Origin of the sequence: Pseudomonas sp. NPDC089407 (assembly GCF_044900445.1) — a bacterium.
In the GTDB taxonomy this organism is placed as follows: domain Bacteria; phylum Pseudomonadota; class Gammaproteobacteria; order Pseudomonadales; family Pseudomonadaceae; genus Aquipseudomonas.
In genome coordinates, this window is sequence record NZ_JBJDNB010000002.1 from 278,536 (window position 1) to 292,808 (window position 14,273).

A 14,273-nucleotide genomic window follows, 5' to 3' on the forward strand; every position below is an offset into this window, starting at 1 on the left:
TGGCCTTGTCACGACCAGCGCCAGCTGCCCGAAAGGGCAGCGGCACCAACCGGTTCAGTGAAGCAAAATCAATGCTGCAGGATCTTGCTGAGGAAGTGCTGGGTACGCTCGTGGCGGGCGCTCGGGTCGCCGAAGAAGGCTTCCTTCTGGCAGTCTTCGATGATGTTGCCCTTGTCCATGAAGATCACGCGGTTGGCCACTTTGCGGGCGAAGCCCATTTCGTGGGTTACGCACATCATGGTCATGCCTTCGTGGGCCAGCTCGACCATCACGTCGAGTACTTCGTTGACCATTTCCGGGTCCAGCGCCGAGGTCGGTTCGTCGAACAGCATGACGATCGGGTCCATCGACAGGGCGCGGGCGATGGCCACGCGCTGCTGCTGCCCGCCAGACAGTTGGCCAGGGTGCTTCTTGGCGTGGGCGCTGAGGCCGACGCGGTCCAGCAGGGCCAGGCCTTTCTTGGTGGCTTCCGCTTCACTGCGGCCGAGCACCTTGCGCTGGGCGATGGTCAGGTTTTCGGTGATTGACAGGTGCGGGAACAGTTCGAAGTGCTGGAACACCATGCCCACCCGCGAGCGCAGCTTGGGCAAGTTGGTCTTCGGGTCGGCGATCGAAGTGCCATCGACCACGATATCGCCTTTCTGGAACGGCTCCAGCGCGTTGACGCACTTGATCAGGGTGGACTTGCCCGAACCCGACGGGCCGCAAACCACCACCACTTCACCCTTTTTCACTTCGGTGGTGCAGTCGGTGAGCACCTGGAAGTCGCCGTACCACTTGTTGACGTTCTTGATGGAAATCATACGGTGATCCTTTTTTGCAGGCGCTTGACCAGCCACGAAGCGGAGAAGCTGATGATGAAGTACACGACACCGGCGAAGATCAGGAACTCATGGGAGCGCCCGATAATGTCGCCGTTGGAGCGTGCCGAGTTGAGGAAGTCCACCAGGCCCACGGTGTACACCAGCGAGGTGTCCTGGAACAGGATGATGCTCTGCTGCAGCAGCAGCGGGGTCATCTTGCGGAAAGCCTGGGGCAGGATGATCAGGCGCATGGTCTGGCCGTAGGTCATGCCCAGGGCCTGGGCGGCGCCCATCTGGCCCTTGGAGATCGACTGCACGCCGGCGCGGACGATTTCGCAGAAGTACGCGGCTTCGAACATCATGAACGCCACCACGCACGAGGTGAAGGCACCCACCGGCGTGTCCTCGCCAGTGATCCAGCGCAGTACGAACGGAACCGCCAGGTAGAACCAGGTGATCACCAGCAGCAGCGGGATCGAGCGGAAGTAGTTGACGTAGGCACCGGCCACGCGCGACAGCAGCTTGCTCGACGACAGGCGCATCAGGGCCAGGAGGGTGCCCAGGGCAATACCGCCAACCACACCCATGACCATCAGTTGCAGGGTCAGCAGCATGCCGTCCCACAAGGCGGGCAACGCAGGGATGATTTCGCTGAAGTCCATTTCCATTTACTTGCCCCCCACGGAAATCAGGCCAGGCACGGCGACTTTCTTCTCGATCATGCGCATCAGCAGCATCAGGCCCATGTTCAGGGTGAAATAGATCAGCGTGGCCAGGGTGAAGGCCTCGAACAGGTTGGCCGAGAACTCGGCGGTCTGCTTGGTTTGCGCCAGCAGCTCCATCAGGCCGATCAGCGAGGCGACCGAGGAGTTCTTGAACACGTTGAGGAATTCCGACGTGAGCGGTGGAATGATGATCCGGTAGGCTTGCGGCAGCAGCACGTTGGTGTAGATCTGCGGCAGGCTGAAGCCCATGGCACGGGCGGCGGCTTCCTGGCCACGCGGCAGCGCCTGAATGCCGGTACGCACTTGCTCACAGACACGGGCGGCGGTGAACAGGCCCAGGCAGATGACCACGCTGATCAGCGCCGAGGTGGTCGGGTTGAGGTCTTGCTTGAACCATTCCTGCAGGCCTTCGGGCAGCAGGTCCGGCACCAGGAAGTACCAGATGAACAGCTGCACCAGCAGCGGCACATTGCGGAACAGCTCCACGTAGGCGGTGGCGATGCCCGATACCAGGCGGTTCGGCACGGTACGCATCACACCCAGTATCGAGCCCAGCAGCAAGGCAATGATCCAGGCGGAAATGGCGATGGCGATGGTCCAGCCCAGACCGGTGATGTACCAGTCCAGATAGGTTTCGCTGCCCACGCCGGTGGACTTGAAGAACACGCCCCAGTCCCAGTTGTAATTCATCGGGATTTCCCCTCAGACGGTTGTTTCACGGGCACCTTCCAACATCCGAGGGCGTTAAGCCCTCGGGTGAAAGGTTAGACACTAACGGGTGGCCTGCAGGTTTAATTCGCGCTTTGCAGCGCAGCAGGCCACGGGCTGGGGGTCAGGACTTCTTCTCGTCCGCTGCCTTGTCGGTCGGCTCGGCGATCAGTTTCTTCAGCTCGTCGCTCATCTTGAACTGCAGGTTCAGGCCCTTTGGCGGGATCGGCTGCTGGAACCACTTGTCGTAGCTCTTCTGCACTTCGCCCGACTTGTAGTAGGCGACGATGGCGTCATCGACCGCTTTCTTGAAGGCCGCGTCATCCTTGCGCACCATGCAGCCGTAGATTTCGTACGACTGTGGGGTACCGGTGATGACCCAGTCCGACGGTTTGCGCGCCTTGGCCATTTCGCCGGCGAGCAGGGCGTCGTCCATCATGAAGGCCACGGCGCGGCCGCTTTCGAGCATGTTGAAGGCTTCACCGTGGTCCTTGGCTGAAATCACGTTCATCTTCATCTGCTTGTCGGCGTTCATCGCCTTGAGCAGGCGCTCGGAAGTGGTGCCGGCGGTGGTCACGACGTTCTTGCCGGCCAGGTCCGGGAAGTCCTTGTACGCAGGTTGACCGTCCTTGACCTTGGTCAGCAGACGGGTACCGACTTCAAAGATGCCCACGGTGAAACCGACTTGCTGCTGGCGCTCGACGTTGTTGGTGGTAGAGCCGCACTCCAGGTCGACAGTGCCGTTCTGCACCAGCGGGATGCGGGTCTGGGAGGTGACCAGGTTGTACTTGACCTTGATGTCGGTACCCAGTTGCTTCTTCAGGGCATCGACGACAGCCAGCTGGATGTCATGCGAGTAACCCACGGGCTCGGGCTTGCCGGCCAGGTAGGAAAACGGGATGGAGGAGTCGCGGTGGCCCAGGGTGATGGTGCCCGAATCCTTGATCTTCTTCAGGGTGCCGGTCAGCTCTTCGGCCATGGCCGGCGAAGCGATCACAGCGGCCGCGATGGCGGCGCCCAGCAATTGACGAACGATACGCATCAAATTTTCCTCGACGTGTTTGTTTTTTTTATGGAGCCGTTGGCGGACTCTTCGTTCAACGAATACAGCAAGAAGCGAGTGCATTCGGCTCCAAGTGTAGAGCATGAGTCGTGCCAAGCCCTGATATCGATCATAACGCCAGCAAATTCGTGGCAAGCGGACATTTTTGCGTTGAAGACAGGTTTATTCCTTTCCGGATTACCGAACGCGTGCCTTGTGCGCGTTCGGTAATCCGAATGAGTGAGCCGAACGAACAGCTTTATCTACCGCGTGGGGAAGCGGCCGGCGTGATCTGCTCAGTGCTTTACAGCGCAGAGATCGAGTCATGGCTCCAAACCAAAGGTTTACCCCGGCGTCCGTCGAAGAATTGGTCGCCCAGCAAATTCCAGCATGGCTGGCGACCGCAGAGCCAACGCACCTTGCAGGTTATCACCAGGCGTTGGCATGGCATCAGCGCCTTGCCGAAGACGTACAGCATGTACTGGCAAGCATCGTGTCCATCGATGCGTTCGCAACGCCTCTTTTGCGTTCAGCACTTCGGGACGCCGGCCTCGATGAGGTGGACCCGGCCCGAGCCTATGTACAGATCAGCGAAGAGTTTCAGCTACCGTCCGCTGCCGAAAAACTCTACAAGCCGAGCATTACGCACACGACCCGCCAAAGCCTGCTCGCAGCAGCCCTGCACAACTTCGAAGCACACGAAACCCAGCCCTGGTTGCTGCGCAAAGCGCATCTGGCCACCCACGATGGAACACGGTTGGGAATGACCTTCGAACGCTTCACCCATTTGTGCCGCACACTGGATATCGGTGCCCAGTACCAGACACATCTGAACACGGTGCTGCAACCCAGGGCCGGGCGGGGACAGCCCGCGGACCACAACCGCAAGGTCATCGAGCAGCAATTCGAGGACAGTGTGCGGGCCCAGCTGACTACCTCAGTCTACGAGGCGAGGCTGAAGCGTCAGCTGGATGAGAGAGATCTGCAGCGCCTGTTGAGCATGCTGGACCCACTGCCTTCGGCGTCCAGCACGGGCGCATTTACGCCGCGCCAACTGTATTTGCTGGGCAAATGTATGGTCTCGATCATTGCCTTGGAGTGGCGCACGACGGGGCATTCGGAGGTAGATGAGGTGGTTGTCTGGATCCCCGGTGATCCGGACAAGCAGCTGCATTTCTACGACTCCTGGCCTGAGGTGTATCGCGATCTGGCGATTCGGCTGCAATCGACGCCATTTCGCAGTTTTTTCAAACGCTTCGTCAAAGCCCGGGACCGCAGCCAATTCGAGCTGGCCCTGTCAGCGCAGCTTGCGCCCGGTAATCGCACCGCGGTGGAACTGGACGGGCGCCACTTAGCCGTGCAAGGCGACGTGTTCAAGCATGTGCGCAGCTTGTTGGTCAGTAAACTTTATGACGATGCCCGCTATGTGGCCGTTCCCACGGGTGACCAGAATCGCCTGAGCAGGCACCGGCGCTTGCAGGAAATGCTCTCGGCCGGTCTGGATTTGCTGGGCCTGGCTGCGTTCGTGGTGCCGGCCCTCGGTGAGGTGCTGTTGGTAGTCAGCGCCGCACAGTTGCTCGATGAGGTGTACGAGGGTTTTCAGGACTGGCAACTGGGGAACAGGCAGGGCGCATTGGACCACTTGTTCGCCGTCGCCCAAACGTTGGCGCTCGCCGGCGCGACAGTGGGGGCGGTGGCCGCGCTGAAACGGGTACCGTTTATCGAGGCGCTGGAGCCTGCTTGTGTCGCAGGCAGCCGACTGAGGCTGCGCCACAATCCTCGCTACGCGGCGGCCGAGGAGGGGCCGTTGACATTGCTCGCGGGCCTGGACGGCGACAGCTTCGCGCAACTTGGCTCTGATCAGGCCGAGTATCTTTTACAGGCCACCGGTACGCGGCTCGATAATCTTCGACGTTTGCATCTCGAGCGAGCCCCTGTGCCTGCACGGCTATTGGACATGGCCGAGCGCCTTGAATTGCACGCGCGCCATCCCGAGCTTCACGGCGTGGCGCTGGACGCAGCACTCACCGCTCAGCGCCCGGCTGTTACAGCGGGCCAGCAGCTGTTATTGAAAGCGTTCGAAGGGTTGTCTGCTCGAGGCGCCAAGGAAATCATCGATCACGCCACTGCCACACAGCAAGCCCTGTTGGGTGGAGGTCGCATACCACTGGCCATGGCAGAACGCGCCCGTTGGTACATACGGGATACCCGGGTTGATCGTGCATGTCTCGGTATCCGCCTGCACAAAATGGTCAATGGCGACACCGAGCAACTGGTGCTTGGGCTTACTGAGGGCAAAGCGCCGTGGGCGGCTTCGCAACGTATCGAATTGCGTCTGGGGTCTCGTGACGGTTTGTTGCTGTGGGCAAGCAGCAGCAAGCCTGCGCAAAAACTGGCCACGATTATTCGGCACACGGATGGCTATACCGTTGTCAACGAGGCGGGCCAGCCTGGGCCTGCGGGTAAGCTCAGTTTCCTCAATGCGGTGCTGCATAATCTGGATGACCAGCAGAAAGCTGCGTTGGTTGCACCCGGGATGCGCCTGCAACAGCTGCGTGACTGGCTGCTGGAAAGCGCTGCAGCCGAACGTGAGCGGGCCGCTTCGCTGATCGGGCTGCCGGCCGTCGGTGCGGGGGTGCGACCGCCCAGGCGCTTTGCCGACGGGCGACTGGGCTATCCATTGAGTGGCGGTGGGGAAAGCAGCGGGCGGGCAATTCGACGCGGCATCCATCAAATATTTCCGACCCTCAGCGAAACACAGCTCGACGCCTACATCGACGCCGTACGTCAGCGTGGCGACAATCTGTGGAATCACTACATGATGCTGCAGCGCCAGCTGACCCAGCTTCGTGAAACCCTGCGAGCCTGGCAGAGCGACTGGGCCTCGCCAGCCGACGCTATTCGCCGTCGCCGGGTGGCTGACACGTTACGGCGCAGCTGGCGACGAAAGTTGGTGGATGGCGCGGACCAATACGAACTCACCATCGACGGTGAGCAGGTGCGGGCCCTCCCGACCTTGCCGCCGGGTGTCGACTTCGTTCATGTGCAGCGCCTGGCTTTGCGCAACATGCGTCTGGAAAACATCGATGCGCAGTTTCTAGCCCTGTTCCCGAATCTCGTCGACCTAGACCTCAGTGGCAACCGCTTCGAGCGCATACCTGAAGGTATAGAGCACCTGACCCAGCTGCGGGCGTTGAACCTCGGCAATAACCGCATTGAAATGGATGAAGCCGGCAGTGTTCGGCTTTCCCAGCTCCGCCGCCTCGATACACTGATCCTTAGCTACAACCCGCTCAATGGGTTGCCGGACCTGTCGGCCCTGCCACATATCCGGGACGTGCGTTTGCGCTCCACAGGGCAAACCGACGTCAGCCGGCTGCACCAGCACTTCGCATGGCAGGCGCATATCGACCTGCGGGACAACACCATTACCGAGTTGAGGCGTGAAATGCGTGGTTTGCAACTGCGGTTGCAGCGGTTGAACCTGCATGACAACCCGTTGACTGAAGAGTCGGCGCTCTACTATGACGACGCGCGTGGTGTTACAGACACGGGGGCGAGAGGCAGCGTGTCCTACCAGCATCGGCTGCTCAACGAAGAGACCCGCTCGCTGTGGGTAGCCACCAGCAATGACCTGCTGCGCGCGCAACGCGAGGGCACCTGGGACACCCTGCTGCAGGAGTCCGGTTCGGCTGGGTTGTTCAGGTTTCTTGCCGACTTCACCGCAACAGAGGACTTCCTGACCGAGCCCCAGCACTATCGTGGGCGTATATGGCGCGTGCTCGATGCCTGCGAGAACAACGAGGCGTTGCGTGAGCACCTGTTCCGCGAAGCCGACGCGCCGCGCAGTTGTGAGGATCGCCTGCTGTTGCTGCTCAACCAGATGGAAGTGGGCATCCTCGCTTACCAAGGCATCGACGGACTGCCACTGGCGTCACGGGAAGCGCGCCTGCTTCGCCTGGGCCGCCAATTACACCGGCTCGACCTGCTTGACAATGTTGCCAACCGCCATACCCAGCGGCTGCTACGGGAGGGCTTGCGCAGAGTGGATGAGATCGAAGTCCGGCTCTACTACCGCTCGCGCTTGAGCGCTGCGCTTGACCTGCCGGTGCAGCCCGACGAAATGCACTTCGCCTCGTTTGCCAATGTCAGCAGCGCAGACCTTACACGTGCCGAAATCGAGGTGCTACGGGCCAATACGCCTGTTGCGATGCTGGCCAGCCTGGCCGACCGCCATTTTTGGCAAACCTACCTGCGCCAGACCTACCCGGAGCGCTTCGAGGCCGTGGCGGCTCCTTTTCATGAGCGCATGGAGGCCCTGGAGGCGCACGCCAGGCTCAGCCAGGAAAACGACTACGTCCAGCGTGCATCAGAGCTGATGCGCCAGCATGCGGCCGAAGAATCAAACCTGATCCGCACGCTGACGGCAGAGATCTGGGCGCGTTCGCAATATGCCAACCCAGAGCGACTGGTATGACGCAGCGGGCGCAGTGCTCAACGTCAAGCGGCCTCGATATCCCGCTGCTGCCGTTCACGCTGTTGCAAGTACTGCCTGAGGACCTGCTGTTCAGCCGCGCTGGTGAATAGCCCCAGCTTGGTGCGACGCCACAGGATATCGTCGGCGTTGCACGCCCACTCCTCGTGGCACAGATAATCGACCTCACCGCTGAACAAGCCTGCGCCGATCGGCTGACCCAAATCTTCCGGCCCTTCCACGCCCTTCAACAGCCCCCATACCCGGCTGCCGTAAGTCAGCGACCAGCGCTTGGCGATGTCCACTGGCAACCAGCCGTAACGGGCCAGTAAGGCGTCCACCAATGCTTGGGGCGAGCGCATGTCTTCACCGCCCGGCAGTGGAGCAGTGGCCGTCCAGCTGCTACCCATGTGAGGAAAATGCGCCTTGAGCTCGGCCATGGCCGATTCGGCAAGCTTGCGGTAGGTCGTCAACTTGCCGCCAAACACGGAGAGCAACGGTGCCTGGCCTTCGCCGGCGGAAAGCGCCAGGGTGTAGTCACGGGTGACGGCGGACGGGTTGTCCGATTCGTCGTTGCACAGCGGCCGCACGCCAGAGTAGGTATGCACGATGTCGTTGCGACCGAGCTGATGGTTGAAGTGCTCATTGACCACCTTAAGCAGATAGTCGGTTTCCTGCTCGGTAATGGCTACCTTCGCCGGGTCGCCGCTGTACTCGCGGTCGGTTGTGCCGATCAGGGTAAAGCGTTCCAGATACGGGATGCAGAAGACGATGCGCTGGTCTTCATTTTGCAGGATGTAGGCCTGTTCGCCTTCGTACAGGCGCGGCACGATGAGATGGCTGCCCTGGATCAGGCGGATGCCATAAGGCGCATCGAGTTTAAGGTCGTCCTTGATGAAGCTGGCGACCCAAGGGCCGGCGGCGTTGACCAGAGCACGGGCGCGAATGCTCTGCAGGCTGCCATCGGCATGCTGTAGCTCAACCTGCCACAGGCCGTCCACGCGTTCGGCGCGCAGGCAACGGGTGCGGGTATGAATGTGCGCACCATTTTCGCGGGCGGCCATGGCATTGAGCACCACAAGACGGGCGTCATCCACAGCGCAGTCGGCGTATTCGAAACCGCGGGTGATCGCAGGTTTGAGCGGGTAGCCAGGCCCGAAGCTCAGGCTGCGCGAGGCGCCCAGGCGCTTGCGCTTGCCCAGGTGGTCATACAGGAACAGCCCCGCGCGGATCATCCAGGCCGGACGCAGATGCGGGCGGTGCGGTAGCACGAAACGCATAGGTTTGACGATGTGCGGCGCCTTGGCCAGCAGCACTTCGCGCTCGGCCAGCGCTTCGCGAACCAGACGGAACTCGTAGTGCTCCAGGTAGCGCAGGCCACCGTGTATCAGCTTGCTGCTGGCCGACGAGGTGTGCTGCGCCAGGTCGTCCTTCTCACACAGGAACACTTTAAGGCCGCGCCCGGCGGCGTCGGCAGCGATGCCCACGCCATTGATGCCTCCGCCGATCACGGCGAGGTCATAGCAGTCGGCGAGTGCGGGCTGGGACGAAACGGGCTGGGACACGGGCAAGGCCTCCTGGGGCTGTTCACATCGAATATGAACATTGATGTTCGTTTCCGAAAATACTAGCGCAACAGAAAGCCAGTCGCCAGTCAGTCTTTATAGAAAAAACTGATTAGATGACAATAAAGTGAACATTTTCGAAAATTTTGGGTGGTCGGGGTGATCGGTTTGGAAGATGTGTCGCCTGTCAGATCGAGCGCCGCCCGCGCGGCGTTTCGCGGGGCAAGCCCTAATGCCGGTCAGTTAAGCAATTTGGGGCCGCGTTGCGGCCCATCGCCGGCAAGCCAGGCTCCCACAATATGGCGCATGGCTTGAATCCGATGCGGTCGGTGTGGGAGCTGGCTTGCCGGCGATGGGCTGCACAGCAGCCCGGCAGTCTTAACTGACTGGCATTAGGGCAAGCCCGCTCCCACAGCTTGTTTCGGACCAGTCACTTCTGTGAGCTCACCGCTGTCCGCCTTGTTTGTTTCATTCGAACGAAGGGAGCGCAGTTGCTCATAATCAATCTCGAGGCATGCACCAAGGCCGCAACCCACCTGGCACAGGAGTCATTGGCCCGAAACAGATGTGGGAGCGGGCTTGCCCCGCGAAGCGCCGCGCGGGCGGCGCTCGATCTCACAGGCGCCAAAAGGCTCAGGGCATGCATCCTGCGCCCCAATAGTCACACCACCTCAAGCCGAATCTTGTACTGGTTCAACAACTGTGTAAGCGCTGAAGTAGGCGCCAGGTCGGTCACCAGGCAGTCGACCAGGCTGATGGAACCCAGGCGCACCATGGCGTTGCGCCCGAATTTGCTGGAGTCAGCGGCGAGGATCACCTGTCGGGCGTTGGTGATGATCGCCTGGGACACGCGCACTTCCTGGTAATCGAAGTCGAGCAGGCTGCCGTCTTCGTCAATGCCACTGATACCGACCAGGGCAAAATCGACCTTGAACTGGTTGATGAAATCGACGCTCGCCTGGCCCACCACGCCGCCATCACGGCGCACCGTGCCGCCGGCCACCAGCACTTCGAAATCATCCTTGGCAGCGAGGATTGCGGCCACGTGAAGGTTGTTGGTGATGACTTTCAGGTGGTTGTGGTTGAGCAGTGCCCGGGCGATGGACTCGGTGGTCGTGCCGATATTGATGAACACAGACGCGTGATCGGGAATTTGCCGGGCCACGGCTTCGGCGATGCGTTGCTTTTCGTCACGCATCTGGTCGGCGCGCATGGCGTAGGCGGTGTTCTCGACACTCGAGTCATACGCGGCACCACCGTGGTAGCGACGCAGCAGGTTGAGCTCGGCCAGCTGGTTGATGTCACGGCGAATGGTTTGTGGCGTCACGACGAACAGCTGCGCCATTTCTTCGATACTGACGTAACCGCGCTCGCGCACCAGTTCGAGGATTTGTTGTTGGCGAGGGGGCAGATTCATGGGCGGTCCTTTTGGGCTGCCGGACAAATTCTGCAATGATGCCGTAGGAAGGGGACTACGGCCAGTAGACGAGCGATGCCATTGCCTTACACGGTCCCTGTAGGAGCGGCCTTGTGTCGCGATCGGGCCGCAAAGCGGCCCCAGGTTTTTCACGTCAAGGCGAGTATTGCTGGGGCTGCTTTGCAGCCCGATCGCGACACAAGGCCGCTCCTACAAGCGATCGCAAGGCATCAAGCCTCGTGATCTTCCCAGTCACGGGTGCGGTCGACCGCCTTCTTCCAACCGGCGTACAGCTTTTCTTTCTGCGACTCATCCAGCTGCGGGCTGAACTCCCGCTCGATGATCGCCTTGTCACGCAGTTCTTCCAGGCCACTCCAGAAACCACAGGCCAGGCCCGCCAGGTAGGCGGCACCCAGCGCCGTGGTTTCGCGCATCTTCGGCCGCTCTACGCAGGTGCCGAGGATGTCGGCCTGGAACTGCATGAGGAAGTTGTTGGCTACCGCACCACCATCCACGCGCAGTTCGGACAGGCGCTGGCCGCAGTCCTGCTGCATGGCATCGAGTACGTCGCGCGTCTGGTAGGCAATCGACTCCAGTGCGGCGCGGATGATGTGGTCCACCTTCACCCCTCGGGTCAGCCCGAACAGCGCGCCACGGGCATACGGGTCCCAGTACGGCGCACCCAGGCCGGTAAAGGCTGGCACCAGGTAAACACCGTTGCTGTCCTTGACCTTGCTGGCAAAGTACTCGGTGTCCAGGGCGTCGTTGACGATCTTCAGCTCGTCACGCAGCCACTGCACAGTGGAACCACCGTTGAACACAGCACCCTCCAAGGCATAGGCCACTTCGCCGCGGGGGCCGCAGGCGATGGTGGTGAGCAGGCCGTGGGACGACTTCACCGCCTGGTCGCCCGTGTTCATCAGCAGGAAGCAGCCGGTGCCATAGGTGTTCTTGGCCTGGCCAGGCTCCACGCACATCTGCCCGAACAGTGCCGATTGCTGGTCACCGGCGATACCGGCGATGGCGATGCCGCTCTTGGTGTGGCCGTACACTTCCGAGGACGGGCGCACCTCGGGCAGCATTTGCCGCGGGATGCCGAGGATTTCCAGCAGCTTGTCGTCCCACTGCAGGCTGTGGATGTTGAACATCAGCGTGCGCGAGGCGTTGGTGTAGTCGGTGACGTGTACCTTGCCACCGGAGAATTTCCAGATCAGCCAGGTGTCGATGGTGCCGAACAGCAGTTCGCCACGCTCGGCGCGCTCACGGGCGCCTTCGACGTTGTCGAGTATCCACTTCAGCTTGGTCCCGGAGAAGTACGGGTCGGTAACCAGGCCTGTGGTTTCGCGAATGTAATCTTCATGGCCTTCGCGCTTGAGCTGGGCACAGATTTCGGTGCTACGGCGGCACTGCCAGACAATGGCGTTGTACACGGGGCGCCCGGTTTCCTTGTCCCACACCACAGTGGTTTCACGCTGGTTGGTAATACCCAGCGCAGCGACCTGAGCGTGGCTTATACCCGCCTGGGCCAAGGCTTCGACCATGGTCGCGCTCTGCGTGGCAAAGATCTCCATCGGGTCGTGTTCAACCCAGCCCGCCTGCGGGTAGTGCTGGGCGAACTCGCGCTGGGAGGTGCCCACCACATTGGCGTCACGATCAAAGATGATCGCGCGCGAACTGGTGGTGCCCTGGTCCAGGGCGATGATGTAGTTCTTATCCTGGGTGTCTGTCATGGTCGTAGGCCTTGCAAGAATAGGGGGTCAGGGCTGGGCGTGATGCCGGCATCAATTGGCTTGAGTATCGCCCTGGCGATTGTCATTTGTCTCAGGGTTCGCGGCAGACGCCGTTGGCAGGTTGCGGGCAATCAGGCCGCGATAGGTCGCGGCACCCACGCAGGCGCCAAGGATCGGTGCGAACACCGGAACCAGGAAATAAGGAATGTCCCGTCCGCCAGTGAAGGCGATTTCGCCCCAACCGGCCAGGAAGGTCATGAGTTTCGGCCCGAAATCGCGCGCCGGGTTCATCGCAAAGCCGGTCAGCGGGCCCATGGCACTGCCAATCACGGCGATCAGCAGGCCGATCAGCAGCGGTGCCATGGCGCCGCGTGGCAGGCCGTTGTTGTCGTCGGTCAGGGCCATGATCACCGCCATCAGGATCGCGGTGATCACCACTTCGACCAGGAACGCCTGGCCGGTGGACAGCGATGGATGCGGGTAGGTGGAGAACACCGAGGCCAGCTCCAGGCTGGCTTCGCTTCCGCGCAGCATGGCGTGGGCCTGTTCGAAATCGAAGAACAGGTTGCTGTACAGCGTGTAGACCAGCGCCGCGCCACAGAATGCGCCGCACACCTGGGCCAGCATGTAGAAAGGCAGCTTGCGCTTGTCGAAACCAGCGAACAGGGTGAGGGCGATGCTCACCGCCGGGTTCAGGTGTGCGCCGGAAATACCAGCGGTGAGGTAGATCGCCATGCTCACGCCCACGCCCCAGATGATACTGATTTCCCACAGGCCGAAGCTTGCGCCCGCCACCTTGAGCGCGGCGACGCAGCCGGTGCCGAAGAAGATGAGCAGGGCGGTGCCGAGGAACTCGGCCAGGCATTGGCTGGACAGCGTGGGTTGGCGTAGAGCAGTCGTCATGTATGACCTCGTTTTTTTTGTTGTGAGGCGCGTGGCGCTCGACAGCAAAGCCCGGTGTCGATCCCCATTGACCCCAGGCAGATGTTGGAAGTGCACCTTAAAAGGGCACCATTTATTCAGAAACGAAAAAATATAGACAAGAAACGCTGATGTCAAAGGTCGAAAGTGAACGACCAGTCACGAAATGGTCGCTAAAAGTAGCCGCAGATGCCCATGTTAGAGGTGCGCGATTGCGGTGCGCTGGCTGCGATGTGGGAATTGTCCTAAAGTAGCCGCCGAGCCGTCCCAGACCGGAGCCCATGCATGACCCCCGCCCTAGACCTGTTGAAGAAGCATCGCGCGGAGCACCGCGTGCACAGTTATGAGCATGACCCCAAATCGGCGTCGTATGGCCTGGAGGCGGCGGAGAAGCTTGGGCTTGACCCGCAGCAGGTGTTCAAGACCTTGCTGGCGAGCAGCGAAAAGGGTGAGCTGCTGGTGGCGGTGGTGCCGGTGGTGGGCACATTGGACCTCAAGGCCTTGGCACATGCGGCCGGCGTGAAGAAATGCGAGATGGCCGACCCGGCGTCGGCGCAGCGCGCTACGGGTTATCTGGTGGGTGGGATCAGCCCGCTGGGGCAGAAGAAACGCCTGCGCACCTTTATCGATGATTCGGCGCAGAACTTTGCAACCATCCATGTCAGCGCCGGGCGGCGAGGGCTGGAGGTGGAATTGGCGGCTGTTGTGCTGGCCGAGCATACCCAGGGCAAGTTTGCTGGCATTGGCAGAGGCTGAGAATTTGGGGCTGCTTTGCAGCATCGCCGGCAAGCCAGCTCTCATAGAACAAACTCTAACTTATTGATTTAGCGAAACTTGTGGGAGCGGGCTTGTCCCGCGAACACCGGCAAAGCCGGTGCCAGACACCGG

Annotated in this window: 10 protein-coding genes; 2 read left to right on the forward strand and 8 right to left on the reverse strand. The window is 61.1% G+C overall.

Translation table 11 applies throughout. The annotated features are described in order from the left end of the window. Positions 1 to 68 precede the first annotated feature (68 nt). The 4 genes from ACI2KG_RS03215 to ACI2KG_RS03230 form a co-directional block, all read right to left on the reverse strand. Entirely contained in the window at positions 69 to 803 is a 735-nt protein-coding gene (locus ACI2KG_RS03215) for an amino acid ABC transporter ATP-binding protein (protein ID WP_060512719.1), read from the reverse strand. Next, the gene (locus ACI2KG_RS03220) at positions 800 to 1,471 is read right to left on the reverse strand and encodes an amino acid ABC transporter permease (protein WP_400614857.1); all 672 of its coding nucleotides are present in this window, start codon (positions 1,469 to 1,471) and stop codon (positions 800 to 802) included. The genes ACI2KG_RS03215 and ACI2KG_RS03220 overlap by 4 nt, the downstream gene beginning before the upstream one ends. Next, positions 1,472 to 2,218, reverse strand: coding sequence for an amino acid ABC transporter permease (locus ACI2KG_RS03225; protein ID WP_400614859.1), 747 nt, complete (start codon positions 2,216 to 2,218; stop codon positions 1,472 to 1,474). A gap of 142 nt (positions 2,219 to 2,360) precedes the next feature. Next, positions 2,361 to 3,278, reverse strand: a complete 918-nt coding sequence (locus ACI2KG_RS03230) for a glutamate/aspartate ABC transporter substrate-binding protein (protein WP_400738843.1) — start codon at positions 3,276 to 3,278, stop codon at positions 2,361 to 2,363. Positions 3,279 to 3,603: 325 nt separating this feature from the next. On the opposite strand from ACI2KG_RS03230, the gene ACI2KG_RS03235 reads away from it, so the two are divergent. Next, positions 3,604 to 7,755: an NEL-type E3 ubiquitin ligase domain-containing protein gene (locus tag ACI2KG_RS03235; protein ID WP_404660758.1), complete on the forward strand. Its 4,152-nt coding sequence runs from the start codon at positions 3,604 to 3,606 to the stop codon at positions 7,753 to 7,755. Between the two features lie 23 nt (positions 7,756 to 7,778). Here the strand turns inward: ACI2KG_RS03235 and glpD are convergent, their stop codons facing one another. From glpD to ACI2KG_RS03255, 4 genes are all read right to left on the reverse strand, one after another. After that, positions 7,779 to 9,317 carry a glycerol-3-phosphate dehydrogenase gene (gene glpD, locus ACI2KG_RS03240; protein ID WP_404660759.1) on the reverse strand — a complete coding sequence of 513 codons (1,539 nt, stop codon included), beginning with the start codon at positions 9,315 to 9,317 and terminating at the stop codon, positions 7,779 to 7,781. 661 nt (positions 9,318 to 9,978) lie between these two features. Next, on the reverse strand, positions 9,979 to 10,734 hold the full coding sequence (gene glpR / locus ACI2KG_RS03245; protein ID WP_404660760.1) for a DNA-binding transcriptional repressor GlpR: 756 nt from the start codon (positions 10,732 to 10,734) through the stop codon (positions 9,979 to 9,981). A gap of 230 nt (positions 10,735 to 10,964) precedes the next feature. Beyond that, on the reverse strand, positions 10,965 to 12,464 hold the full coding sequence (glpK, locus tag ACI2KG_RS03250; protein WP_404660761.1) for a glycerol kinase GlpK: 1,500 nt from the start codon (positions 12,462 to 12,464) through the stop codon (positions 10,965 to 10,967). 51 nt (positions 12,465 to 12,515) lie between these two features. Then, a complete protein-coding gene (locus tag ACI2KG_RS03255; protein ID WP_400614874.1) occupies positions 12,516 to 13,367 on the reverse strand; it encodes an MIP/aquaporin family protein in 852 nt (283 codons plus the stop codon). Positions 13,368 to 13,670: 303 nt separating this feature from the next. On the opposite strand from ACI2KG_RS03255, the gene ybaK reads away from it, so the two are divergent. After that, the gene (gene ybaK / locus ACI2KG_RS03260) at positions 13,671 to 14,141 is read left to right on the forward strand and encodes a Cys-tRNA(Pro) deacylase (RefSeq protein ID WP_404660762.1); all 471 of its coding nucleotides are present in this window, start codon (positions 13,671 to 13,673) and stop codon (positions 14,139 to 14,141) included. Positions 14,142 to 14,273 lie beyond the last annotated feature (132 nt).